25 protein-coding genes and 1 riboswitch are annotated in these 23,247 nt (G+C 60.7%); of the genes, 8 read left to right on the top strand and 17 right to left on the bottom strand.

The annotated features are described in order from the left end of the window. Positions 1 to 10 precede the first annotated feature (10 nt). A complete protein-coding gene (locus tag IE166_RS17010) occupies positions 11 to 757 on the bottom strand; it encodes an ABC transporter permease (protein WP_189506508.1) in 747 nt (248 codons plus the stop codon). A gap of 110 nt (positions 758 to 867) precedes the next feature. Continuing rightward, positions 868 to 971, bottom strand: a riboswitch (TPP riboswitch). Positions 972 to 1,225: 254 nt separating this feature from the next. Continuing rightward, a complete protein-coding gene (locus tag IE166_RS17005) occupies positions 1,226 to 1,420 on the bottom strand; it encodes a hypothetical protein (RefSeq protein ID WP_189506304.1) in 195 nt (64 codons plus the stop codon). 36 nt (positions 1,421 to 1,456) lie between these two features. Here IE166_RS17005 and IE166_RS17000 point away from each other — a divergent pair, with 36 nt between their 5' ends. Further along, the gene (locus IE166_RS17000; protein WP_189506302.1) at positions 1,457 to 1,720 is read left to right on the top strand and encodes a hypothetical protein; all 264 of its coding nucleotides are present in this window, start codon (positions 1,457 to 1,459) and stop codon (positions 1,718 to 1,720) included. Positions 1,721 to 1,723: 3 nt separating this feature from the next. Here IE166_RS17000 and IE166_RS16995 read toward each other — a convergent pair whose 3' ends face one another. The 3 genes from IE166_RS16995 to IE166_RS16985 are packed head-to-tail and all read right to left on the bottom strand — an operon-like array spanning position 1,724 to position 3,779. Continuing rightward, positions 1,724 to 2,296 (bottom strand): DUF6969 family protein, encoded by a 573-nt coding sequence (locus IE166_RS16995; RefSeq protein WP_189506300.1) that lies wholly within the window; start codon positions 2,294 to 2,296, stop codon positions 1,724 to 1,726. Further along, on the bottom strand, positions 2,296 to 2,571 hold the full coding sequence (locus IE166_RS16990) for a hypothetical protein (protein WP_189506298.1): 276 nt from the start codon (positions 2,569 to 2,571) through the stop codon (positions 2,296 to 2,298). The genes IE166_RS16995 and IE166_RS16990 overlap by 1 nt, the downstream gene beginning before the upstream one ends. Then, a complete protein-coding gene (locus tag IE166_RS16985; RefSeq protein ID WP_189506295.1) occupies positions 2,568 to 3,779 on the bottom strand; it encodes a YeeE/YedE family protein in 1,212 nt (403 codons plus the stop codon). Before IE166_RS16985 ends, IE166_RS16990 begins: the two co-directional genes overlap by 4 nt. Before the next feature lie 237 nt (positions 3,780 to 4,016). Here IE166_RS16985 and IE166_RS16980 point away from each other — a divergent pair, with 237 nt between their 5' ends. The 4 genes from IE166_RS16980 (at position 4,017) to IE166_RS16965 (ending at position 7,739) form a co-directional block, all read left to right on the top strand. Further along, a complete protein-coding gene (locus IE166_RS16980) occupies positions 4,017 to 4,385 on the top strand; it encodes a TlpA family protein disulfide reductase (RefSeq protein ID WP_189506293.1) in 369 nt (122 codons plus the stop codon). Beyond that, positions 4,382 to 5,101 carry a cytochrome c biogenesis CcdA family protein gene (locus tag IE166_RS16975; RefSeq protein ID WP_189506291.1) on the top strand — a complete coding sequence of 240 codons (720 nt, stop codon included), beginning with the start codon at positions 4,382 to 4,384 and terminating at the stop codon, positions 5,099 to 5,101. The genes IE166_RS16980 and IE166_RS16975 overlap by 4 nt, the downstream gene beginning before the upstream one ends. A gap of 123 nt (positions 5,102 to 5,224) precedes the next feature. After that, complete coding sequence (locus IE166_RS16970; protein ID WP_189506289.1) at positions 5,225 to 6,523, top strand: rhodanese-like domain-containing protein; 1,299 nt, start codon at positions 5,225 to 5,227, stop codon at positions 6,521 to 6,523. Positions 6,524 to 7,127: 604 nt separating this feature from the next. Beyond that, positions 7,128 to 7,739, top strand: a complete 612-nt coding sequence (locus IE166_RS16965; RefSeq protein WP_189506505.1) for a helix-turn-helix domain-containing protein — start codon at positions 7,128 to 7,130, stop codon at positions 7,737 to 7,739. 74 nt (positions 7,740 to 7,813) lie between these two features. On the opposite strand, the gene IE166_RS20735 is transcribed toward IE166_RS16965, so the two are convergent. Continuing rightward, positions 7,814 to 8,008: a hypothetical protein gene (locus IE166_RS20735; RefSeq protein WP_244641558.1), complete on the bottom strand. Its 195-nt coding sequence runs from the start codon at positions 8,006 to 8,008 to the stop codon at positions 7,814 to 7,816. Here IE166_RS20735 and IE166_RS20835 point away from each other — a divergent pair. Beyond that, positions 8,007 to 8,276, top strand: coding sequence for a hypothetical protein (locus IE166_RS20835; RefSeq protein WP_280514887.1), 270 nt, complete (start codon positions 8,007 to 8,009; stop codon positions 8,274 to 8,276). The two genes, IE166_RS20735 and IE166_RS20835, sit on opposite strands and share 2 nt — an antisense overlap. A 160-nt stretch (positions 8,277 to 8,436) precedes the next feature. Here IE166_RS20835 and IE166_RS16955 read toward each other — a convergent pair whose 3' ends face one another. The 11 genes from IE166_RS16955 to IE166_RS16905 form a co-directional block, all read right to left on the bottom strand. Then, on the bottom strand, positions 8,437 to 9,936 hold the full coding sequence (locus IE166_RS16955) for an ABC transporter permease (protein WP_189506285.1): 1,500 nt from the start codon (positions 9,934 to 9,936) through the stop codon (positions 8,437 to 8,439). Then, on the bottom strand, positions 9,933 to 10,781 hold the full coding sequence (locus tag IE166_RS16950; protein ID WP_189506283.1) for an ATP-binding cassette domain-containing protein: 849 nt from the start codon (positions 10,779 to 10,781) through the stop codon (positions 9,933 to 9,935). The genes IE166_RS16955 and IE166_RS16950 overlap by 4 nt, the downstream gene beginning before the upstream one ends. A gap of 4 nt (positions 10,782 to 10,785) precedes the next feature. Beyond that, positions 10,786 to 11,751: an ABC transporter substrate-binding protein gene (locus tag IE166_RS16945; RefSeq protein ID WP_189506281.1), complete on the bottom strand. Its 966-nt coding sequence runs from the start codon at positions 11,749 to 11,751 to the stop codon at positions 10,786 to 10,788. A gap of 41 nt (positions 11,752 to 11,792) precedes the next feature. Next, positions 11,793 to 13,142, bottom strand: a complete 1,350-nt coding sequence (locus IE166_RS16940; protein ID WP_189506279.1) for an LLM class flavin-dependent oxidoreductase — start codon at positions 13,140 to 13,142, stop codon at positions 11,793 to 11,795. Between the two features lie 811 nt (positions 13,143 to 13,953). Then, positions 13,954 to 14,754: an ABC transporter ATP-binding protein gene (locus tag IE166_RS16935; RefSeq protein ID WP_244641545.1), complete on the bottom strand. Its 801-nt coding sequence runs from the start codon at positions 14,752 to 14,754 to the stop codon at positions 13,954 to 13,956. After that, positions 14,739 to 15,533 (bottom strand): ABC transporter permease, encoded by a 795-nt coding sequence (locus IE166_RS16930; RefSeq protein WP_189506277.1) that lies wholly within the window; start codon positions 15,531 to 15,533, stop codon positions 14,739 to 14,741. Before IE166_RS16930 ends, IE166_RS16935 begins: the two co-directional genes overlap by 16 nt. 9 nt (positions 15,534 to 15,542) lie before the next feature. Then, a complete protein-coding gene (locus IE166_RS16925; RefSeq protein WP_189506275.1) occupies positions 15,543 to 16,394 on the bottom strand; it encodes an ABC transporter permease in 852 nt (283 codons plus the stop codon). Between the two features lie 49 nt (positions 16,395 to 16,443). After that, positions 16,444 to 17,517, bottom strand: a complete 1,074-nt coding sequence (locus IE166_RS16920) for a substrate-binding domain-containing protein (protein ID WP_189506273.1) — start codon at positions 17,515 to 17,517, stop codon at positions 16,444 to 16,446. 51 nt (positions 17,518 to 17,568) lie between these two features. Beyond that, complete coding sequence (locus tag IE166_RS16915; RefSeq protein ID WP_189506271.1) at positions 17,569 to 17,889, bottom strand: 4Fe-4S dicluster domain-containing protein; 321 nt, start codon at positions 17,887 to 17,889, stop codon at positions 17,569 to 17,571. Then, entirely contained in the window at positions 17,886 to 19,499 is a 1,614-nt protein-coding gene (locus IE166_RS16910; RefSeq protein WP_189506270.1) for an FAD-dependent oxidoreductase, read from the bottom strand. Before IE166_RS16910 ends, IE166_RS16915 begins: the two co-directional genes overlap by 4 nt. Positions 19,500 to 20,387: 888 nt before the next feature. Beyond that, the gene (locus IE166_RS16905) at positions 20,388 to 20,897 is read right to left on the bottom strand and encodes a hypothetical protein (RefSeq protein WP_189506268.1); all 510 of its coding nucleotides are present in this window, start codon (positions 20,895 to 20,897) and stop codon (positions 20,388 to 20,390) included. Positions 20,898 to 21,032: 135 nt separating this feature from the next. On the opposite strand from IE166_RS16905, the gene IE166_RS16900 reads away from it, so the two are divergent. Both IE166_RS16900 and IE166_RS16895 read left to right on the top strand, forming a co-directional pair. Continuing rightward, entirely contained in the window at positions 21,033 to 21,701 is a 669-nt protein-coding gene (locus tag IE166_RS16900) for a response regulator transcription factor (RefSeq protein WP_189506266.1), read from the top strand. A gap of 5 nt (positions 21,702 to 21,706) precedes the next feature. Beyond that, positions 21,707 to 23,020 (top strand): sensor histidine kinase, encoded by a 1,314-nt coding sequence (locus IE166_RS16895; RefSeq protein WP_189506264.1) that lies wholly within the window; start codon positions 21,707 to 21,709, stop codon positions 23,018 to 23,020. The last annotated feature ends 227 nt before the right edge of the window (positions 23,021 to 23,247 follow it).

The raw sequence follows: 23,247 nt of genomic DNA, 5'->3' as shown, positions 1-23,247 counted from the left end.
CCGTTTGGTATCAGCGGGTTTCGGGAGCCCAGGGGGCGATCCGTCGGGTGAGCGCATCCGCGAGGAAGCGCAGGAACAGCGTGGTTGCCGCCAGCAAAGTGAGAGCTGCAAAGACCGTGTCGGTCTGCATTCGTGCATTGGCCTGCAGCATCACGAAGCCCAGCCCGCCCGAAGCACCCACCCATTCGCTGATCACGGCGCCGAGCGGCGCCAACGGTGCCGCCACCCGGATCCCTGTCGCGAGTGCCGGAAGAGCAAGCGGGACGCGAACATGCCACAGCGCCTGCAGATGGGACGCCTCCGTCATGGCCGTGGCATCTAAAAGGTTGGGATCGATCCGTCGCAGCCCATCGGCATAGGCGGAAGCAACGGGAAAGAAGATGATCAGCCCCGCCATCACGATCTTGGAAGTGAGCCCGAAGCCGAACCAGAGGACCAGGAGAGGTGCCAATGCGAAAACCGGCATCGCTTGCAGGACCAGGAGAACGGGCCAAAGCAAGCGCCCGAAGCGCGGAAAGGCAACAACGGAAAGGCCGATAGATGCGCCGGCCGTGATGCCGAAGAAAAGGCCGAGCCATATTTCCAGCCCGGTCACGAAGCTTTCGCGCAAAAGAAACGGAGCGCGCTCGATTAGCGTGGCTGCAACACGAAGGGGGGACGGGAGCATGAACGAGGGCGGATCGAGGACCCAGATCGCCAACTGCCACACCAAGCAGACAACCATCATGGCGCCGATCGTTGCTGCGACCGCGCGCAAGGGCATGAGCAGCCCCCTGCCAGTCGCGTGCTCAGCCTTCCCGAAAACAAACGTCGCCATTGCCCCAGCGTCCAAGACGATCAGGCACAAACAGCGGAAGACAGAGGAGCGCTCGACGCACATTCCGTTCCTACGCCGGCATGACCCGGATCAGGTTCAAGGGTGCTGGCTCAACGCCATCTCAGCACGGTCACGTGCGCCCCTCGGAATAACAGGAGGTTGCAGCCCTACAGTCTGGAAGTCAACCAGACAGGTCCTCATCCCCAGGGTTGATTGGGTAAGGCATGTTAATCGATCTTTGGCTTGGGGTAAGGAAGGTGCATGCGGCTTTCAGATACCGGTGCCCTCTCGCCAACCAGAAGGTGGGGCAATGTCGTATACCATGCCTGACGATCGGGGCGATGAAGTTGGACATGAACACCCTTGTATTCGGCCTAAACCTTTAGCCAGCTGCTCCGCTCGGTTCTGTCAGCGATACTTCAGGCGGTGGCAGAGCATCAACCTTGTCAGCCTGGGACAAGCAATGGGTACGCCGATGATCATCGCCGAACTTGAGGAGGAGGAGAGATGAACCATCAGGGTGAACAGCTTGCCCGGAACGGATCGGTGCGCATCCATCGTCATCTGCATATTCTGCCGGGGACTGGACTTCTGCACCGTCAATCATGCGGCTGATGCAGGTCGCCGGACTGGACGCCGATGTCTACCCCAATCAGCGGCACCATCGAACCAAAGGTCGAAGTCGGCGACCAAGTACAGATAGGATCCATCGGTGGCACCATTTATCCGTTTAACGATGACGCGGCGATCCTCATCCGCTTCATACGAATAGTCGTATTGCGTGCAGCGTTCCCTACCCTGACCGCGAAAGGCGACTGCTTGTTCAAGGTCGTTGAAGATCGACCCCAGATCAGGTGTCACTATCTCGCTCAAACCAATGTGGCGCGACCTGAACAAACCTAGTCGCTAGAGCCTGAGTTCCGAAAGAACCTCGATGTTCTTGTCGGCGAGGAGATCGCCAAGCTCGCGATCCTGTTGTTCAAGCCAAAGGTCTCGATCAAGGTTGAGTTGGCGAATGATGTCCTCATAGCGCGTGACGATCGCTGTCAGCCACCGATTCACAAGGTAGTCCGGCTCGGCGAGTTCGACGTTGAAACGATCGAGGTAGCTGTTTGTAGTCTCGGCATCACTCCAATCGCCGCCAACCACCCATTGATTGACGGTGAACAGCCGGGTGACATGACCAAGCCGGTCGACGCCGACTGCAATCAGGTGGCAGGCGGCACTGTGCATTCCATCTGGTCTGACGAAGCAGTGGAAGTGCCCGTGCTCTCCTTTCCCCGGAGAATCGTCGTGGCAATGATAATACCATTGCGCACCACTCTGCGGATCATAGACGTCCGTTTGAGGGTAATGCTTCCAGGTCTCTAAGCCGGTTTGAGGCAGAACCTTAAGCAACACATTCGAGCTCGACTTCGCAAGGATCGCTTCGCAATAGGCGATTTCCTGCGTGGCACGGACTTGGTCCTCGGATGCCATCAGAGGGTGCCGGCGGAGCAGGGATTGCTTGCCGGATCCGGGGGTGGGGCAGGTTCGGGTGCCGGCGCAGCTGCAGGCCCGCCGCTATATTCGTTTGCCAGATCATCATAGCTGCGCTGGCGTGGCATTGTGGGTGGCGCTGCGGCGCAGGGATTGGAGGTTTGATCCTTCGCGATGGCGGCTGGAGGCGCTTCGCTCGCAGCATAATCGGCGGTGATCGCACCGAGAGCGGCGGCGAGGGACGCTCCGAACAGCAGCGTATTCTTCTTGCTCATGCCTTCTTGAACCCATCGAGGCCGAAGAGCGGGCGCAACGCGATCCCGAGCAGGCTGCCTATGTAGGCCAGGACAAACCACACCCAGCCATGTAGGCTTCCCGATGCGATGCCGCTGAACAATGCGCCGATATTGCATCCAAAGGACAGGCGGGCCCCATATCCCATCAACAGTCCGCCGAGGATGGCGGCTGCGTAGGAGGCGAGCGGCACATCCGATTTCTGGGCGAACCGGCCCGCCAAACAAGCCGCAAGCGCCGCACCCAGGATCACGCCGAAGTTCATCACCGAGGTGACATCAAACAGCACGCTTCGGGTGAATGCCAGCTTTTGCGCCGGCGCCTGCCAGAAGGCCCAGTCTGCAACCGGAATGCCGATGGCTGAAAAGATCTTTGCGCCCCAAAGACCGAAACCATAGGTGACCGACCAGGGATGACCGGCAAGCAGCAGTGTCATAACGTTGCCTGCGACAAGGACGAGAGCCGCGATGATCAGCGGCCAAGGACCGAACAGGACCTTGCTGCCCTTGAAATCGGACAAGCCTGAGACGATAGACTCCACGTTTCCGTGCCGCCGCTTTTCGAAAACAGCGAGAATGCCGATGATGGCGGTTATGCCGGCAAGCGTCAGGCCGGTCCCGATCAGCGGACCAAAGGCCTCTCCGAACTTGATGGCCGGCAGGGATGGCAGAGATAGCCAGAAAGGCAGATGCGCCGTGCCGACGACGGCCCCGACCACGAAGCCCGTGAGCGTCACGAGCATGCGACTGCTTCCGCCGCCGACCGTAAACAGTGTGCCTGAGCCGCAACCACCGCCCAGTTGCATTCCGGCGCCGAAAAGAAACGCGCCGAGGACAACCGAAACACCGACAGGTGCCCACGCACCGACGAGGGTTTGATCAAAAGGACTTACGCCGCTGAGAAGCGGAATGAAGATGATGGCCGTCAAGCCGATCATCAGGAACTGCGTCCGCATCCCGCGCGACCGACCCTCGGTCGCAAAGCGGCGCCAGCCGCCGGTGAAGCCGAAGGATGCTTGATACAAGGCAATGCCAAGCATGCTGCCGGTCAGAAAAAGAAGCGCCTGCGTGGCGCTGACCAGCCATCCGATAGCGATGCTGCCGAGAACGATTGCAAGCAGGATGGTCGCCAAAGGCGACACTTCGATGGGTGGACGCAACCGGCTTTCGGTCACGGCTGAGACGGTCATAGGCGTAATTCCTCTATGACGATCTTATCCCATTTTCCGAACGGCCAAGACAACGATGGCCTTTCTAGAAGTGCGCGCAGGAGGAAAATTTATCCTCCTCCGATTGTGGTTGTGGAAGGCTCGTTCTTCAGAAGAGCGACGTCGGGCGTTAGTTTTGAATCGAACCTTGAGGAATGTCCCGTGCTTGCAAGCCGTCTTCGTGAAGCCTTCATATGTCTTGCGTTCGCATGTGTTTCGATGACGCTGGTCGCCGTCCAAGCTCCGGCATTTGCCCAGGAGCAAACTCAAAGAGCCCAGCTGGTGCAGTATGGCGTCGAGACCGACCTGAAGGCGCTGGCCAGGAATGGCAAGACGGTGGTGTTCTTCTTCGCGACCTGGTGTCCCAACTGCATCCTGACGTTGAGCGAGCTTCAGGAAAAATGGAACGATATCGATCCTGAACTTACGCTCGTCATCGCCGACTATGATCGGGAAACCGCTTTAAAGGCGCAGTATGGCGTCACCTATCAGGACACGTTTGTGCTGCTCGATGGCGATGCCGGTCGCGTCAAGCTGTGGAATTCCGGCGGGGTGAAGGGACTGAACGAGAATACCCGCACGCGATGACCATCGCCTTCGCCTTTCTTGCAGGCGTGGTGACGATCCTGTCGCCCTGCGTGTTGCCGCTTTTACCCGTGCTTCTGGCAAGCACGGCTTTGGAAGGCCGAGCCCGGCCGTTGGGTCTCATTATCGGTTTTGCCACATTCTTTACCGCCATCACGCTGCTCTTAAGCCTCCTGGTCCAGCAGTTTCCGATCTCGCCGGACATTCACCGCGTTGCAGCGGCAACGATTTTTGTCGGGCTCGGCATGGTGCTTGCCGTTCCCGCGCTGAAACTGCGCTTTCAACTCGCTGCTTCGGGGCTGACCTCGAGTCTGGTGGCAGCAGGGTCAGGAGGCAGTGGCTTCGGCGGAGGGCTGGTGTCCGGCGCGGGCCTGGGACTTGCGTGGACGCCCTGTGTCGGGCCGATCATGGGGTCGGTCATCACCTTGGCGCTCAATCAACAAACGACCATGGCCTCTGGATTGACCGCGATCGCCTTTAGCCTCGGGACCGCGTTGCCGATGGGGCTCTTCGTTCTGTTCGGTACCCGCGTCTATCGCCGCATCGGCTTCTTGAAGCACAACAGCGAACGGATCCAGCAGGCCATGGGCCTCCTGATCGTGCTGGTTGGGCTTGCGATCTGGTTCGGCTTCGATCGATCGATCCAGATCATGCTTTTCCAACTATTTCCCGGATGGGATGCGTTCCTGACAGGATGGGAGAAGGTCGTTCTGGAATAACTTGGCTTCAGTTCCGCGAAGACGAAAAACAAATTCGCTGAGCCTGTCAACTTTACAAATCCATTCATTGTCTCAACCGCTGCGGTCCATGAAGATCCGACCATTAAGCTCCAGGAGACCAGTATGCCGATCCAATCCGTGAAGAACGTCCTTCTTGCCGGTACGATATCTATGTTGGCGTTGAGCGCCATGCCTGTAGTCAGCACGCTTGTCCCGGCCAGCGTCGGATCCGAAGCCTTTGCGCAGGACGCAGCCTATCCCATTATCGTCAACGAGCAGCAGTTCAAAGAACTGGCTGATAAGGGCGCCAAGGTGGTGGACTCGCGTCAGGCGGCGGCCTTCGAGCGGGGACATATCCCAAGTGCGGTCAACCTGCCCTGGGCCAAGCTCAACGTCTCCGAGCGCGACGGCATTCGTAATGAATTTGCGGAAGACAAAGTGTTCGAGGAGGTCATCAGCAGCGCGGGGCTCAAGGCGGACGACACCCTCCTGATCTATGACACCAACTCACTTCCCGGCCGTGCGTTTATCGCGCTGGAATATGCCGGTTTCAAGAACATCCACGTTCTGGATGGCGGTGTCGGCGCTTACTCGGGAGAGCTTTCGACCGAGCCGGTTCAAGTTACGAAAAGCGACTTCAAGCTCGTCGACAAGCATGATGTTCGCGTCGACAAGGCCTATGTGGAATCGAAGCTTCGCTCGCAGGACACGGTGATCGTCGATGGTCGCCAGGCCGATGCCTTTGTCGATGGCCATATTCCCGGGGCCAAGTCGCTTGTTGCCTCGAGCCTTCTCACCAAGGACAGCAAGATCCAGCCGGAAGAAGTCATCAGCAACTTGCTGGCATCCCGCGGCATCGACAAGAGCAAGGAGATTCTTTCTTATTGCGGTAGTGGTGTCGCCGCGGCGAACAACTACATCGCTTTACGCAATCTCGGCTATACCAATATCCGTCTTTATGACGAAAGCTGGGATGAATGGAGCCGCGATCCAAAGGCCGGCCAATCGCTGGCCCTCGGCAACTACACGTTCGGGGTAGGGGAAGCGTCTGGTGATGCCGGACAAGGACAGCCTCACTTCCTGACCGAAGCGCAGGTCAAGGATCTGGCGAAGGATCCGAAAGTGGTCGTGGTGGATGTTCGTTCGCCTTCCGATTACAGCGCGGGACAGATTCCGGGTTCCGTCAACGTGTTCTGGGATTCGACGCTGGACGAAAATCGAGTGCTCAAGACGCCGGAAGCGCTGAAGCAGATTTATTCGGAAGTTGGCGTTACGCCGGATAAGCGCGTCATCTTGTTCACGCGCGGCGGCGTCCAGCTGACGCATAGCTATACCGTCCTGTCTCTTCTCGGCTTCAAGAACGTCGATTTCTTCACAGGCAAGTTCGAAGGTTGGGAAAACGGAGCGTTGAAGAAGGGCTGACCGGACGTGCCAAGTCCTGCGACATGTCCGGCTTATCGACATGTTGCGGGCTTGTACAAAGAACCGCCCCTGAGATTTGGGTCGCCAGCGGAGGCTTGGCGGCCCAACGTCGTATGAGGCGCCGGAGCGTGACACCTTCCATGCCGTGTCGCTTGCTGCCGATATCAGGCAACGTTTCTGCAGACCGGACAACTTGGACAAGCCAACCTTGCTGCCACGCGCCGGTCGCTGACAAACGACTTTCTGGAACCGTACTTTCCGAGAAGCCCTAACTTTGGAAAGCCCATCCTTCACGCATGAGGCAACTTCGACCAAGCTTTGCGTCGACTTGCAAGAACCGAGGTGCCTCATGTCCGCGTCGACCGCAGAAGTGATTGACTTTCAAGCTTACCGGAAGGCGCGGGATCAATCGGCGAGACCGAATATGCCCGCACCGGCCATTGGCGGCTTCGTGGCGATGCCCGTTGCATGGATGCCCGTTTGGTATGTTCCCGTCTTCATGATGCCCAGCCCCCTCGAACAGGCAAATTGAGGGCATAAGGAAGCGGTGAGTGAACAACAGCTGCAGCAGACCGCACGCGACGGCCGGCTGAAACCGTCTTCGGTGCAGGCAGGCGTGGAGACGGCAGATCCGTCGCCGGAGGCACAAACAGAACTGGCTCTGCTGCTGGGGCGCAATCTTCGTCGACTGCGAACACAACGCGGGCATTCGCTGGAACGGTTGGCCAAGCTTTCAGGCGTCAGCCGCGCCATGCTGGGGCAGATCGAGACCGGCAAAAGTGCACCGACCATCAGCCTTCTTTGGCGCGTATCGACCGCGCTGAACATTCCCTTTGCCACGCTTCTCGAAAGTCACCGGCTTCCAGGCGTGACAGTGTTGCGCCGCAAGGATGCCAAGCTTCTCACTTCGCGCGACGGGGGCTTTATCTCCCGCGCCCTGTTTCCGTTCGATGGCAAACGCAAGGTCGAGTTCTACGAGTTGCGGATCGCTGCGAACCACTTCCAGGCTTCGCATGCGCACCAGGCCGGAACCGTGGAAAATCTCGTGGTTGCTGAAGGGTCCCTGGACATCAAGGTCGGACAAGCCAATCCTCAAACCTTGAATGCAGGCGATGCCCTGCTGTTTGAGGCGGATGTCGCACACAGCTACCACAATACAGGCGATAGCGAAGCCGTTGCCTATCTCGTGATGACCTATCTCGAAACGGTCGGCTGACACGACGCTGAGCCATTTTCAAAAGAAAAGGGCCAGCATGCCGACCCTTTGGGTACGCATACCTGGCTGAAGGCTCAGCCCTTCATGCACATCATCATCATGCCGCCGCAGGCCATCATCATGGGCATGCCGCCATTCATGCATTCAGCCATACGCTTGCAGCATTCGTTGAACATCTCGTTGGACATGCCGTCCATCGGCATCATCTTGCAGACCATGCCCTGATCGGTCATTTCCATGGTCATGCGGCACATCATGGTCGGCATCATGCCCGACATCATCGGGTTCATGCCCATCATCATCGGGTTCATCATCGGCATCATGTTCATCATGCCGTTCATTGGCATCATGCCCATCATCGGCATGGCAGGCATCTGCATTGCGGGGTTCATGGTCAGCTCCGTCATTTATCTGGTGCCCATCACCGTGGTGGGCGGTCACGGCGCTGCATGTGAACCCCGCCGCTGCTACCAGCAAGACGGGTGGAACCTGCTCGTGTCGCTTTCCTCCGCTGCGATCGACAGCCTGTCAGGCTGAGTGGATAAACCGGCCAACCATGGATGATCTTACTGCCGAAAGGCTCTGAGTTGCCGTCAAAATCCATGAACAAGCCCGAATCCGGGCGATCTTGACTTGACGGTGCCGGATTTGATGATGCGGTGACGTTAATCCGAGTTTACGTCACGCCCAGCATCCCTCAATGGCTCGGGCGGCCGCGGCCTTGCACGATACGATCCAGCACGATGGCGCAAACGAGGATTGCCAAGCCGGCAAGCAATCCTTGACCCTGGGCGGCATATTGCAGGGCATGAAGGACATCCTCGCCCAGACCCTTCGCGCCGATCAAGGCGGCGATCACGACCATGGACAGGCACATCAGGATCGTCTGGCTCACACCCGCCATGATCGAAGGCGCCGCCGTCGGCAGATCGACTTTCAGAAGAAGGAACAAGCGGGATGCCCCAAAGGCGATCGCGGCTTCCCTTACCGAAGGCGGCACATTGGCGATGCCAAGCGCGGTAAGCCTGACAACCGGAGGAATGCCGAAGATGATCGTCGCTATGATGCCGGACGGCTTGCCGATGCCGAACAAGGCGATCACCGGAATCAGGTAAACGAAAGCCGGCATCGTCTGCATGAAATCGAGCAGCGGGCGGATGAAGGCTGCGACGCGCTTGTTGTAGCCACACAGAACGCCGAGCGGGATGCCGATGGCGATCGAGATGAAGGCTGCGGTTCCCAGCAGTGCCACGGTCTGCATGCTCTTTTCCCAATAGCCGAGCAGAGCCAGGTAGCTGATGGCAACGAAGGTGAGCAGGAAGACGCGGAACCCTGCCAGTTGCCAGGCAACGGCGAGAATGAGGGCCATGACCACCGGCCAGGGCGTCGCGGTCAGTGCGTTTTCCATCAAACCGAGAACAGCGCTGATGCCGGCTGTAAGCCCGATCGCAGCTGGGCGAACGGCGAAACTGATCGCGGCGATCAAGCCGTCCAGCCACTCGGCCGCTCGCGAGTTCCAGGTCGGATCGCTCGGGACGGCCTGGAAGAGCGTTCGATCCGCAAAGCTCAGGAGGACGGTCGGGACCAGAACGGCAAGAAGCACTGCGGCGGCGGCAGCGCTCGGCAGGCTGAACCCGCCTTTCGCCGCGTCTCCTTCCAACCGCCAGGCACGAAAACGGCGCTCCGCGAGGTGGTTGGAGAAGGCACCCTGAAGGAGGCGCGATGCCGCAAGCAGGCCGACGCCCATGGCGGTGAACAGCCACGTATCCGCCTGCGCCTGCTCAGCCGTTTCCCGCGCATCGGCGGCGGCTTGCTGAAGGGCCGTGGCGGAACGAGACAGCGACTTGGCGAGATTGGATGCGGCGTTTTGCGCGCTGGCATCCTGAGCCTCGACCTGCCGACGCGCGGCAAGGTCTTCCAGTTGGTTGGCGCGCGCTGCCAGATCCACGCTGTCGCCGCCGGACAGGGCATAGGCGATGATGACGACCGCGAGCAGGTCCGCAATCAGGAAGGGCCAGAAAGCGGACCAGATCCGGCGACCGCTGAGCCAGATCGGACCGAGCAAGAATGCAGCGACATTGAAGGAAGGCACATAGCCCTTGCGCTCGCCGATCGTCTTGAAGGCGCGTCTGTAATAGGGTCCATTGCTTCCGACGAAGCGATCGATGGCTTGTTCCCGCGCAGTGCCCTCACTCATGCGTTTTCCCTCGCTTCAAGAGGCTGCTTCTTTTCGCGATAAGCGGGGTTCGTATGCCCCATGAAGCGGGCCACGTAGTCGTCGGCCGGCTGATCGAGCAGCTGCTGCGGCGTGCCTATCTGGACGATCCGGCCGGCCCGCATCAAGACGACACGATCGGCGATGCGGAAGGCTTCCTCGACATCATGCGTGACGAAGACCGTTGTTTTCCGCAGATCGGCCGACAGCGCCATGAACTGCGTTTGCAGATCGTGGCGGATCAGAGGATCGAGCGCGCTAAAGGGCTCATCCATCAGGAGAATGTCGGGATCTGCGGCAAGCGCGCGGGCAAGTCCGACGCGCTGCTGCATACCGCCCGATAGCGCGCGGACACGTCCGTCGCCAAGTCCGGTCAGGCCGACATGTGCGAGGAGCTCGTCGGCGCGGTCTTCGCGCTGCGTTCGTGCCACGCCGCGAATTTCGAGGGGCAGCGCGACATTGTCGCGGATCGAGAGATGATCGATCAGCGCATGGGACTGGAACACCATCCCGATGCGCGTCGATCTCAGCTCCCTCAGGGCCTTGTTGCCAAGCTGGATGATGTCCTGACCATCGATGCGAACGCGCCCGGCGCTGGGCTCAAGAAGCCGGTTGATGAGCCGCACGAGCGTGGATTTGCCACTGCCGGACAAACCCATGATGCAGAGCAATTCACCGTGCCCGACGCTGAGCTGTGCCCCGGCAACACCAATCACCGCACGATGGCGCTTGAGGATCTCCTGGTCTGGCAAAGAGCGGCGAGCTTCGCGTAAGACGGCCTGCTCGTCGGTGCCAAAGACTTTCCAGAGATCCTCCAGCTCGATCATCACCTTAGTTGCCGAGCCAGTTGGCCACGGTTTCCTTGTTGGCAGCCAGCCATTCCTTGGCGGCTGCTTCCGGCGTCTTGTTCTGGACAGCGATTTCGTAAGCAAGCTTGCTGACCTCGTCCGTGGTGAAGGTCACCTTCTCGAGGATGGCCGCGACATCCGGCTCGGCTTCCGCGAGCGACTTCGCATAGGCGATGTGAATTTCGGCATCCTTGTAGCCCGACTTGATGCTGGACTTCTCAAGCCAGTTCGGGTCGGACGCTTCCACGACCTTCCAGTTCGCTTCGTCATGGGCTGGCTCTTCGAGCACTTCCAGCTCGTAGCGGGCGAAGTTCTGGTGCGGACCATAGCAATAGCCGATCCAGCCCGTGCCGGCCTTCACCGCTGCGTCGAGGTCGGCAGTGGCGACGGCTTCATCGGTGGTCTGAAGATCGAAGAAGTTGGCAAAGCCGTAATCGCGTGCCCGCACCGTTTCGATATTGGTGGAAAGCCAGCCGGCCGCACCGACCCAGATTCTGCCCTTGCCTTCATTATCCGCCGAGAAGACGGCAGCCTTTTTCGGGTCGGAAAGATCGTAAACGGAGTGGATGTCGTGCTTGTCGGCAATGGCCTTTGTCGTGCAATAGCCTTGCGTGCCGGCATAGAAGTTCTTGGCCAGCTTTACCGAGCCGCCTTCTTTAGCGTACTGATCGACAAGCGCCTTCTGGTTCGGCAGCCAGACATCGGTCCAGATGTCGGCTTCGCCATTGTTGCGGTTCAGCGCTTCCCAGATCACCGGGACAGACGTCGTGTTGACGACCGAAACTTCCTTGCCGAGCTGATCCTCAAGCAGGACTTTGACCACATAGGCCGTTCCCTGGGCAGTCGCATAACCGGGATCAACGACCGTGATCGGCTTTGCGCTGGCCGCCGACCAGGAGGCAGCAAGAAGAAGAGAAGCGACAAGAGTGGTCTTAGAGGCGAAGTGCATTTTTGAAGATCCAGTTGGCTGATGCGTTGATCTTGAATTGGTCAGGCGCTCTTGCGCTCTGTCTTGGTGTTCATCCGAAGCGGACGTGGCAGGTTCAGGCGTTGCCGCAGCGTTCGAGCCGTGACATCGGGCTCAAAAAGGCCGCGATGGGTCAGCAGCGGCACGACATCGCGGATGAAGTCGTCCTGTCCATCGGGGAAGGTTGGCGGGAGCACCATGAAGCCGTCGGCAGCGCCCGCGGTGAACCAGTCTTCCATCTGGCCTGCGATGTCTTCCGCCGTGCCGATGACCTGCCAATGACCGCGCGCGCCGGCGATCCGGCGGGCCAGTCCAATCACGGAAAGCCCCTCCTGACGCGCAAGGCCGGTTAACAGGCCTTGGCGACTGCGGATGGAGTTGGATTGCGGCAGATCAGGCAGCGGCCCATCGATGTCGACGCCGGAAAGATCGACATCGCCCAGATAGGTCTCCAGGAGAGACAAAGCGACCTCCGGCTGGATGAGGTCCTGCAGCGTGGCGTATCTGTCCTCCGCTTCCGCCCTCGTTCGACCGACAACGGGAAAGATGCCCGGCAGCACCAGGAGATGATCGGATGAGCGGCCTTCAGCGCCGCGGCGTTGCTTCAGGTCCTGGTAGAAGGCACGGCCGGCCGCCAAATCCGGTTGAGCCGTGAAGACGACGTCGGCGGTCCTTGCTGCAAGCGCCTTGCCCGCATCGGAAGAACCGGCCTGAGCAAGGATCGGGTGGTCCTGGCTGGAAGGAATGACGTTCAGCGGACCCTTGCTTCGAAAAAAGCGACCCTCATGATCCACGCTTTTGAGCGCGTCGGGCCCGAGGAAGACGCCGCTTTGCTTGTTGCGAAGAATGCTGTCGGGGTTCCAGCTTTCCCACAGGGCCAGAACGGTCTCCACGAATTCCGATGCGCGCTCATAGCGGTCGGCATGATCGAAGCTCGGTATCGGATTGAAGTTCTCGCGCTCTTGCTCAAGCGAAGACGTCACGATGTTCCAGCCGATGCGGCCCTTGCTGATCAGGTCGAGCGAAGCAAGCTGACGCGCCAGATTGTACGGCTCGTTGAAACTCGTAGAGGCTGTGGCGATCACGCCGATGCGCGTTGTGGCCGTGGCGACAGCAGCGGCAAGTGTCAGCGCCTCGAAACCGTGAGACCATTCATCGACGCGCTGCAAGGCCTCTGCCCGGCTTTGCGGAATGCCCAGGCGATCGGAGATGAACGCGATGTGGAAGCCGGCTTCCTCCGCTGCCCGTGCCGAACGGATGTAGTGGTCGACATCCACATTGGCGCTGGCCGACGTCGAGGGATGACGCCATGCCGCCACATGGTGCCCGCTTGGATACAGGATGGTGCCTAGGACAAGTTTGCGGGACGCCATGATCGATGTTCTGGAGGATGATTATTCCAATAATATCTCTGACGATCGCGCAAACCAGGCATCTGCATGCGTTTGAAATCAAGAACGTAGAAGGAAACTAACTATTTGGACGGTCGCTGTGAAATGCCGGAGGTCACGTCGCTGAGTGGGCTGGCTTCAAGTGACTGCATGCAAATTACCGCCAGGGTCACAGATCCTTACGTTAATTGACCGTTCCACGGAGGCATCACCGAACAGATCGGTCGCCTGATGCTAGAGCTTGGAAAACGCGCTTGGCGCCCAGAAGTTGTCGATGAGCGGCCGGCGACTTGGGCGCTCAACGCCAATCAGCTACCGCCATCGTCGCGCTGTTGCCGGCGGTAAACCTAGCAGATCGCTTTGACTATACCTCTTTTTGAACAGGCATCGTTCCCTACAACGCGGCTTCGCCGACCTGCGCCTATGTCAAGGATTTCGAACGCTTATTGAGCCGCATTGCACAGCTCGGTTCTGCTGGAGTGATGAGCTGCGGCTCGGCCTTGCTTCGAACCACCTATGCTTGGCGTCTGCTCGGTGCATGGTCAGCCTCTATACGACGGTAGTCACACTGGTTGCCGCAGCTGGTCCATCGGTCCATGCCGCAACCCTGATACGGGCTTTGACTGGCTCTGGCCGTTCCTCGCAGGCGTTCTCCTAGTGTTGCTGAAGCGCCTTGCACGCTCGCGCTCATGGCACTGTCCAGCAAGCCGCGGCGTGGATTACTCTCTGTGGTCTCAAGAGCAAGCACGCGATGGCCAAGATTGTCAGCGGCTGCGTGATCTGGGTGAGGCCCTCACGTTTCCAGAAGATCCGCGATCTCCGCCCGCGCTGCAACAAAATCAGGATCGCTGCGGCGTCGTGGGCGTTGGCCGGGCACATCGACGATGCGGCGAACCCTGCCGGGGCGCGGCTGCATAACGATCACGCGGTCGGACAGAACGATGGCTTCCTCCACATCATGGGTCACCATGATCACCGTGCTTTGTTCCTGCTGCCAGATTTGGAGAAGCTCGTCCTGCAGTCGTGCACGGGTCAAGGCATCCAGCGCGCCGAGCGGTTCGTCGAGAAGCAGAAGCGGCGGACGTGGCGCGAGGCCGCGCGCGATCGAGGCGCGCTGCGACATGCCGCCCGAGAGCTGATGCGGCAGCGCGGACTCAAAGCCGCTCAAACCGACGAGGTCGATCAGTTCCGCCACCCGTGCAGCCTTTTCGGCGGCCGTTCCTAGAACAGTGCGCAGGGCAAGCCCGATGTTCTTTTCCACCGAAAGCCAGGGAAGCAGGCGGTGATCCTGAAAAACGATGCCGCGCTTCAAGCTCGGTCCGGCAATCGCCGCGCCATCAACGGTGATCGTGCCTTTGTCCGGCGTATCGAGCCCGGCCAAGAAGCGCAGCAGCGTAGACTTTCCACAACCTGATAGGCCAACGATGGAGATGAACTCGCGTGGACGGATCGACAAGGACACGTCGTCGAGAGCGTGAACCTCGCGGTCCTTGACCCTGAAGGTCTTGGACACGTTCCTGATCTCCACCGAGCCGACGACATCGCCTATTTCCGGTTCGGTCGCGGGAGCGCGCGTGCTTAATGCCTGTGCCACGGAATAGCCTTCCTAGAAAAACCGATAACGAGCCGATCCAGCGTCACGCCGATCAGGCCGAGGAAAAGAACGCCGAGCAGGACCTGATCCATCCGCGCATATTCGCGTGCGGCGGCGAGATATGCGCCCAGCCCATCGCCCATGCCGTTGATGTAGCCGGTGCCGATCAGATATTCGGCGCCGAACGTACCGAGCCACGCCACGTTGAGCGACAGTTCCGCGCCAGCGACGATGGAGGGCATGGCAGCCGGCAGGATGATGGAGCGCAGCGTATCCCGGCGGCTGAGTTCCAGCACCTTGCCGACCTCACGCCAGCCTTCCGGCACGTTCTGGCATCCCGCTTGCGCGCCCAGCGCCATCGGGAAGAAGGCTCCGAGCGCGATCAGCGTGATCTTCATTGTCTCGCCATTGCCGAACCAGGCTGACAGAAGCGGGATCCAAGCAAACAAGGCGATCTGGCGCAGGCTGTTGATCGTGGGATTGAAGAGGCCGCGTGCCAGGCCCGAGATGCCGATCAAAGTGCCGACAAGGAGGCCCGCGCCGGCGCCGATGATCCAGCCTGCCAAAGCGCGCAACAGGGTGGCTGCCGTGGCGCCCGACAGGCTTCCATCGGCAAAGCCGGCGATCGCGGACTGTACGACTTGCAGCGGCGAAACAAACAGATCGCGGTTGGACCATCCGGCCGCATCCGCCGCAGCCCACAGGGCGATCAACGCCGCCGGGAGAAGCAGGGCTTTCCAGAACAGGCCGGTTTCAGGACGCTCGACGGTGTCGCTCATGGCGGCCTCCTAACCCACGGCCTTGAAAGACCAGCCGGTGGCCCGCATCTGGCTTTTCAGCAGCGCCCAATCCAATAGCCAGCCCACGAGTCCGATGACGATGATCGTGGCAAAAACGACGTCGAGTTGAAACGCCTTGCGGCCCCACATCATGAGATAGCCGATGCCGGCCGCCGACGAGATCATCTCCACCAGGATCAGGGCTTTCCAGCCCTTGGACAAAGCAAGACGCAGGCCGGTGAGAATAGATGGCAGGATGGAAGGCCAGATCACGATGCCGACGCGCGTTGCCCAGGGGAGTTCAAGGACGGCTGCCACCTCGTCATACTTGCGGGGACGATTGCGCAAGCCCTCATAGGACGCCACCATCAGCGGCAGGAAGCAGGTCTTGGCGATGAGGATGATCTTGAGCGCTTCGCCGATGCCGAACATCAGCATGAAGAAGGGCAGCCAGCCAAGTGACGGCACGAGACAGATGGCGCGGATCGTTGGCGACACATAGATGTCTAGCGGACGCCAGAGGCCGAAGCTCAGTCCAGCCACAAGCCCCAGACCACCGCCCGCGACAAGCCCCGCTACGACGCGGCCAAGGCTGACCAGCAACTCACGCTGCAGTTCGCCGGTGGCGAGGAGATCAAAGAAGGTCTCCCACACCAGCAACGGCGACGGCAGGATCTGTTCTGCCAGCCATTGTTGCTGAACCGCATAAGACCATAAGGCTAGAACGCCGAGTGGCACAACCAGGCCGAGTGCAATCGCCGTGGCGTGGTCGCGCAGGCGCCCCCATGCGATCGCAGCTTTATCGGCGAAGCGGCCGCTCAAGGTGGCGGCAAGAGGCGACTTGTAGCTGATCTCCGACATCACGAAGGTCTCCTGCGGCTGAGTGGATTGGCGGAGTTACGGTCAGCCGTCAGCCGACCTTCTTTCCTTCTGCATCCCGGGCGTTCCAGACAGTCTGGTAGCCGAGATCGGCGATGACCTTCGTCAGCAGGCTGTCGTCGATCCATTCATCGAGATCAAACGGACGCCGGACCAGGCGCTGCGCGACCGTGAAGTCGAGACCAGCCTTGATGTTGGCCCGGTAGAAGCCATCCAGCAGCGGCGAATTGCGGTCGGTGAGTGCGTCGCCTTCATAGTCGCGCACGTAAGTTTCGCGCGGCGAACCTGTCAGGGCAAAGATGTCGTACAGCTTTTCACGATTCTCTTCCTGGCTGGCGTAGTGGGAGGCCGCGATGAAGGTTCGAAGAACGCGCTCCGTGATCTCCGGATTGTCGGCGCGGAATTGATTGTGAACGGTGAAGGAACCGAAGGTCGCGCCGGGCGCGGGGCTGCCCTTCGTGCTGTAGGCCACTTCAACCAGACCCTTGTCGACCAGTGCGAGCACCGTGTTGCCCTGACCCAACAACGCATCGACATCGCCCGACTGGATCGCCGCGACCTGATCGGCCCCCTGCAAGTCGTAGATCTCCACGTCACTGTTGGTGAGGTTGGCCTGTTCCAGGATGCGCGACAACGAGAGCTCGAAGATCGTGCCGCGCTGGAAGGCCACCTTCTTGCCCTTCAGATCGGCGATCGTCTTGATCTGGGCGGCCGGCCTTGCGCCGATATAGGTCGGCGAGTTGCCTGTTGCCGAGATCACGGTTGTCGGCACACCCGCGCCACGGCCCACGATGTTGGGCAGACCGCCATAGCTCGCGAAATCGAGCTGGCCATTTGCCAGCGCCTCGTTGATTGCCGGGCCGGTGCCGCGCGGAAATTGCCATTCGATGCGAATGCCATCCGCTTCAAACTCTTTCTCAAGCAGTTCCAGCGCCCGAAGCACGCCGATCGAGCCCGAGCCGTAAGGGCGTCCCGATGCATTGCCGGGACCTGCGAGGCGGATTACCTCAACCTTCTTCTGCGCACGCACTAGCACAGGTGAAGCGAGCATCCCAGCTGCGACACCTGCTGCGCCCTTGATGAACGTCCTACGCGAAATCATCATGTCATCATCCCCTTGTCGTCGTAATCCGGCGCGCAGCCGGATCGATCCGTTTCAGCCGCGCAAGCGCTGCATGATCTCTGGCGCCGGTCTCTGGCGTCCGCCTTCTGCCCAGCCAACAGCCTGCCGGTAGCTGCCGAAGGCTCCGGCGAGTTCCAACTGCTCTTCAGTCACGTCCACCGGACCATCGGCGTTCGGTGACACGTAGAGCGCGTCGTAGGGGCACCAGACCTCGCACATGAAGCAGGTCTGGCAGTCGTCCTTCCGGGCGATCACCGGAATGCTGCCCTTGACGGCGTCGAAGACATTGGTCGGACAGGCCGTGACGCAGATGTTGCAGGCGGTGCAGCGGCTGGCGCTGATGAGTTCGATCATGCCGCCAGCACCTCGTCGGCCGGTCCGCCCACATTGGCCGTCGAGGTCCAGACCTCGTCCAGGCCGCCGGCGATGATGTGGTGGCGCTGAGCCTCGTCGCGGCCGGGATAATCTTCGCGCTTGTGCATGCCACGGCTTTCGGTGCGCGCGAGTGCGGAACGATACATCCAGCGGGCCGTCGCAAGCATCGCGACGCCCTCACGTGTACGAACGGCTTCGCTGAGATCGGCGGCATCCGTGGAGCGCAGGTCGCTCCACAGCGTGTCGAGGCGATCAAGCGAGGCGTTCAGGCGGTCGGCATGACGATGATAGGTATGGTTGTAGGGCAGCACCTCCTGCCGCACGGACTGGATTAGGGACGACGCATCGATGCGCGAGCCACGGCCTTCCGTCAGCCCGGTTTGACCTGATCGGGTAGCAACACGCGACCGGCCACGAACCTGGCGCGCATGGTCGCTGGCCGATGATCCCGCCCAGAAGCCGGAAGACATGGCCCAGGCCGCATTGTGGCTGCCCCCGCCGGTGAATGCGCCGCAAACCAGTTCACGCGTTGCCGCATCGCCGGCTGCGTATAGGCCCGGCACAGTTGTCGCGCAGCCTTCGTCGACGAGGCGCAGGCCACCCGTTCCGCGCACGGTTGCTTCCAACCGCAACGTGATGGGAAAGCGGTCTTTGAACGGGTCGACGCCAGTGCGGTTCAAAGGCAGAAAGAAGTTCGGCTGCGCATGGCGCATGGCCACCTGCTCCTGAGCATCCGCATTCAAGCGGGCGTAGACCGCCTGGCCCGTTCCTAGCACCTTCGCGATGCTGGAACGCCCGCCCTTCGAGGCCGCACCTGGGATCGGCGAACCATCGGCATAGGTAAATTCAGCCCATTCGTAGAAGCGCGTCTTCGTCACCGAACCATGATCCACCGCCATGGCATAGGCGGAAGAAAACTCCATGCCGGAAAGCTCGGCGCCGAGTTCGGCAGCCATCAAATGTCCGTCGCCGGTCAGGACGTTGCAGCCGAGAGCCTTGGACAAGAAGGCGCAACCCCCGGTGGCGATCACCACGGCACCTGCACGGACTGACCACGTGTCGCCTTTCTGGCGGCGGATACCGGTGGCACCTGCTACGGCGCCGGACGCATCGCGCAGCAGTTCGAGCGCCGGGCTATGATCGAGGATGCGCACCCCAGCTGATTTCACCCGCTTGCGCATCAGGCGCATGTAATCGGGACCATCCAGACTGGTGCGGATTTCCTCCCCATCCACCCCGGTCGGAAAGGGGTAACCCCATTCAGCCAGGTGGTTGACGTTCTGATAGGTACGGTCCAGCACGCGCCGCATCCAGACCGGATCGGCAAGCCGGCCGCCTAGATCCCAGCGGCTGTTCATCGCCTTGGTTCTGCGGGCCGGATCCGGCGGCACGTACCAGACGCCGGTTCCCGATGGCGCTGTTGCACCCGACGTTCCGCAAAAGCCCTTGTCCGCAAGCACCACCTTGGCGCCCCGGCCAGCCGCCGCAATCGCGGCCCAAGTGCCGGCCGGACCACCGCCGATCACCAGCACGTCGACCTCGTAATAGACCGCTGTATCAGCCGAAAAACCTGTTGATGCCGTAACCATGCGAACCCCCTACAAGTCTCCCGTAAGAGTTCCGCGTAATCCCTATAAAGTCGATAGAGTATAATTCCTTTTTCAAGCCACTTGCAGGCCGCCATGCTCACTTTCGGCACGCTTGCAGTTGTTAAATCTCCGTGCCGCTACGTTGGGTTAAATCGAACCGGGAACAAGCTTGAGCATCATCCGGTAGGCCGACCTTTTGCTGACAACCATCCCAGCCGTCCACTAACTGAACTTCATTGTCCGCATACAACGGTCCTGCTTTTTGCTTGCCATCCACCAGGGAAGCGAAAAGAGGCTAGCCACGTGGCCAGCCTCATAGCATTTGTCGGATCAGGGCTTCGGCGCCGGTGCCGGACCACCAGTTCCCGGAGCTGTCTCGCTGCCAGGAAGCGGAACTGATGCTGCGCTTCGATCGTCGGGCATCAGGCCTGGTTCTGGCATGGCTGCAAACTTGTCCATCAACTGGTTGGCAGCATCGGCACAGGGCTTGATCGGCTCGAGTTCCGAGCAGCGTACCGCCACTTCGAGAGGCCCGCGCTTGAAGCGGAACTCAGCAGCCTTTGATGGTGGCGGAGGCGGTGGGCCGTCGTGGCCCTTAGGCCCCCCGCGTGCCTCATCCTTGGGGCCGCGTTCTGGCGGGCCGCGGCGGTCATCACCGCGCGGGCTGGCTTTGTCACCTCCTTCCGGGCCACGAGCTTCAGGACCAGGGGCCACAGGCGGAGGAGGAGGTACGTCGGTCCCGGCAGGTGGTGGTGGCGGTGGCGGGGTTGCAGCTTCCTGTGCGAAGGCCGCAGATGAGGCCAGAAGACTCAGTCCAAGTGCCCCGATGATCAGTTTCTTCATGTTGCGATGCTCCGTTGCTGAAGGGTTGATGCCAGGTTGCCAGGATCAGGGAAGCGTCGGCTCTTCCGCTACCCGAACATGACCGTGGCCGAGACGTTCGACCCAGCCACGCGGACCGGGCTTGGGTGGCTTCAGGCTCTGTGCTGCGCCATCGGCGCGGACCAGAACCTCGGCGCGAAGCGAGCCGCGATCGAACCTGCCCTGAACGGTGACGGTCTCACCCGGCTTGACGAGATCGCCGCCTTCTCCGCGCCAGCCGCTGTCGATCAGTGCGCGGCCGGATTGGTCCGCCAGAACGAACCTGTTGCCGAAGACGTCGCCCACCGTGCCCTTGATGGCGGCCCGGGTGCCGTCTTCCAATGTGTTCACGGCAACCGGCTTCATCAGCACAGTGCTTTCGTCAGGCGACAAAGCGGCCGTTGCGCCCGCGCCGCCGGCAAGGCCAAGGACGAGAAGGCCGATGCCGAAGAGGGCGGCTTTGGTTCGCCCGCCTCCGACCAATGAAGGAGCGGGACGTTCCGTCTTTATCTGTATCGCCTCGTTTTCAGGGCTCACTGGCATATCTCCTCGTGTTGCGAATGGGCTGATCATGCACGGATCCTCGCAATCGAGCCTGAACTGCCTCGTTCAGGTTCGGTTCAGCGCCCAGGCATAGGTCGCAGCCGACGGATGCATCGGAGAACAAAGGGCGTGAAGGTTTTACTGCTCGAAGACGACGTAGCGCTCGGAAGCCGCATCGCGGATGCTTTGCGGGCCGAAGACTTCGCGGTTGATTGGGCGAAGAACGGCGAAGACGGGCAGCATCTGGGCGATACCGGCATCTATGACGCAGCCGTGCTCGATCTCGGCCTTCCGAAGATCGACGGCAAAACCGTACTGCGCGCTTGGCGTCAGGCAGGTCGCGCTTTGCCGGTCCTGATCTTGACCGCTCGCGACGGCTGGTCGGAAAAGGTCGAGGGCTTCAAGGCCGGGGCGGACGACTACCTCACCAAGCCTTTCCGCGTCGAGGAACTGGTGATGCGCTTGCGTGCGCTCGCGCGTCGCGCCGCCGGCCATGCCGCTACCCGCATCGCCTGCGGCGCGCTCGTCTTCGATGCCCAGCTCGGCTCCTTCGAGCTGAACGGCCTACCGTTGCGGCTCACCGCACTTGAGTGGCGCGTTCTTTCCGCGCTCGCCTTGCGCAAGGATATAGTGGTGTCGCGCAGCGAGCTGACCGAGCGCGTTTATGAGGGCGACGCTGAAACAGACTCCAATTCGCTGGAAGTGATTGTCGGCCGTTTGCGCCGCAAGCTCGGCCGCGAAGCGATCGAGACGGTGCGCGGCCACGGCTATCGGTTGACGGCGGTGAATGGCGAATGACACTCATGCCCCGCTCCCTGGCCGGACGCCTGCTTCTTGCGGCGGGTGTCGCAATTGCCGCAGCGCTCGTGGCGGCGGGCTTCTTGATCAATGCCGTGCTTGAACGCTTCGTCGTGCGGCAGGTGGATGGGCGGCTCGATGCGCAGATTGCCCTGCTCGATGCAAGCCTCACCAACGGAGATGACTCCCTGGAGAAAGCCCGGGACCGCCCGTTCTTCGACCGCCGCGAGAAATGGGTCTGGGTTGTCTCTCGCAATGGCCGAACCATTGAATCCGAGTTTCTTGGCTCGCTACCTGATTTTAGCGAACGGGCGCGCAAAGTTGATCCAAATGGTATCCAACCCTTCGACCTCCACGACGATGACGGCCGGCTGATCCACTGGCGGGTGCTTCGAAAAAGCGGCGATGCGACAATCATTGCTGCTGGCGCACCCTACGATCCGGCGATCGGCCGCCCTCTTAGGGAAGCCATGCAGCCGCTGGTTTGGGCGCTGCTTGCACTGGGCGTCGCACTTGTGCTCGCGGCGCTCATCCAGGTTCGGCTAGGGCTTAGGCCACTACAATTGCTGCAAGCGGACCTTCATGACATCCGCGCGGGCAGGCGGCAGGAGGTAAGCGAAAACCAGCCCAGCGAGATCATGCCGCTCGCCGCCGAGTTGAACAAGCTTCTGGGCGAAAACACCGAAACTCTCGCTCGCGCGCGCCGCCATGTGGCGAACCTTGCCCATGGGCTGAAGACACCGTTGGCGACGCTTGCGGCGGCTCCGTCGGCGGCGGCCGATCCGCAGGTCCGCGATCTTGTAGAGCGCATGGACAGGCTGATCCGCCACCATCTCACGCGCGCCAAGGCGGCGGCGTTAGGGGACACCTCACGGGCAAGAACGGACGCAACCGAACGGCTCGTTGAGCTCGCAGAAGTGATGCGGGCAGTACACGCGCCTAAACTCGTCCAGGTCGAGCTCGATGTTCCCGCAGAATCAGTAGTTGCCTGTGAGGCGCAGGATTTCGACGAGATCTTCGGCAACATCATCGACAACGCCTTCAAGTGGGCGAACGGAACCGTGCATATTGTAGCCAGTCGCGAAATGCGCGAAGTCTGCTTTCGCATCGAAGATGACGGCCCTGGCGTCAATGCTGAGGCAGTGCGCGACGTGCTTGAGCCCGGAAAGCGCCTGGACGAAACGGTGCCGGGATATGGCTTTGGTCTAGCAATCGCTCGCGAACTCGTCGAACTCTATGGTGGCTCGATCAGGCTCGGCGCGTCGCAGGGTCTGAAGGGTACATCTGTGGAGGTGCGTTTACCATGGGCTTCGAGCTAAGACGCGTGCGACCAGTTTCCAGCCAGATAAGGCAGTACGAAGCACGCTGCGAATGGTAGACTTTGAACCTATCAACGACATTCAACAAGAAGTCTTCGCTCCCGCAACTGCCATGACAGCCGGGGAAAACTCGCATTATCCTCATGCTTGTTCTCCTTTCGTCGCTACGACTTGGAAGAAGCGAGGAGGTTCGGAGAACGCGTTTGCAGGTTGGAGTAGCAGCAGTT

Source organism: Tianweitania populi, assembly GCF_014652875.1.
In the GTDB taxonomy this organism is placed as follows: domain Bacteria; phylum Pseudomonadota; class Alphaproteobacteria; order Rhizobiales; family Rhizobiaceae; genus Tianweitania; species Tianweitania populi.
Note: the sequence above shows the minus strand (reverse complement) of the source record. Positions and strands in the feature narration are given on the sequence as shown.

Coding starts and splice junctions, on each gene's coding strand:
- IE166_RS17000 (WP_189506302.1), top strand. CDS start 1,457: ATGTCTACCCCAATCAGCGGCACCATCGAACCAAAGGTCGAAGTCGGC.
- IE166_RS16995 (WP_189506300.1), bottom strand. CDS start 2,296: ATGGCATCCGAGGACCAAGTCCGTGCCACGCAGGAAATCGCCTATTGC.
- IE166_RS16990 (WP_189506298.1), bottom strand. CDS start 2,571: ATGAGCAAGAAGAATACGCTGCTGTTCGGAGCGTCCCTCGCCGCCGCT.
- IE166_RS16985 (WP_189506295.1), bottom strand. CDS start 3,779: ATGACCGTCTCAGCCGTGACCGAAAGCCGGTTGCGTCCACCCATCGAA.
- IE166_RS16980 (WP_189506293.1), top strand. CDS start 4,017: ATGACGCTGGTCGCCGTCCAAGCTCCGGCATTTGCCCAGGAGCAAACT.
- IE166_RS16975 (WP_189506291.1), top strand. CDS start 4,382: ATGACCATCGCCTTCGCCTTTCTTGCAGGCGTGGTGACGATCCTGTCG.
- IE166_RS16970 (WP_189506289.1), top strand. CDS start 5,225: ATGCCGATCCAATCCGTGAAGAACGTCCTTCTTGCCGGTACGATATCT.
- IE166_RS20835 (WP_280514887.1), top strand. CDS start 8,007: ATGCCCGACATCATCGGGTTCATGCCCATCATCATCGGGTTCATCATC.
- IE166_RS20735 (WP_244641558.1), bottom strand. CDS start 8,008: ATGATGCCGACCATGATGTGCCGCATGACCATGGAAATGACCGATCAG.
- IE166_RS16955 (WP_189506285.1), bottom strand. CDS start 9,936: ATGAGTGAGGGCACTGCGCGGGAACAAGCCATCGATCGCTTCGTCGGA.
- IE166_RS16950 (WP_189506283.1), bottom strand. CDS start 10,781: ATGATCGAGCTGGAGGATCTCTGGAAAGTCTTTGGCACCGACGAGCAG.
- IE166_RS16945 (WP_189506281.1), bottom strand. CDS start 11,751: ATGCACTTCGCCTCTAAGACCACTCTTGTCGCTTCTCTTCTTCTTGCT.
- IE166_RS16940 (WP_189506279.1), bottom strand. CDS start 13,142: ATGGCGTCCCGCAAACTTGTCCTAGGCACCATCCTGTATCCAAGCGGG.
- IE166_RS16930 (WP_189506277.1), bottom strand. CDS start 15,533: ATGAGCGACACCGTCGAGCGTCCTGAAACCGGCCTGTTCTGGAAAGCC.
- IE166_RS16925 (WP_189506275.1), bottom strand. CDS start 16,394: ATGTCGGAGATCAGCTACAAGTCGCCTCTTGCCGCCACCTTGAGCGGC.
- IE166_RS16920 (WP_189506273.1), bottom strand. CDS start 17,517: ATGATGATTTCGCGTAGGACGTTCATCAAGGGCGCAGCAGGTGTCGCA.
- IE166_RS16915 (WP_189506271.1), bottom strand. CDS start 17,889: ATGATCGAACTCATCAGCGCCAGCCGCTGCACCGCCTGCAACATCTGC.
- IE166_RS16910 (WP_189506270.1), bottom strand. CDS start 19,499: ATGGTTACGGCATCAACAGGTTTTTCGGCTGATACAGCGGTCTATTAC.
- IE166_RS16895 (WP_189506264.1), top strand. CDS start 21,707: ATGCCCCGCTCCCTGGCCGGACGCCTGCTTCTTGCGGCGGGTGTCGCA.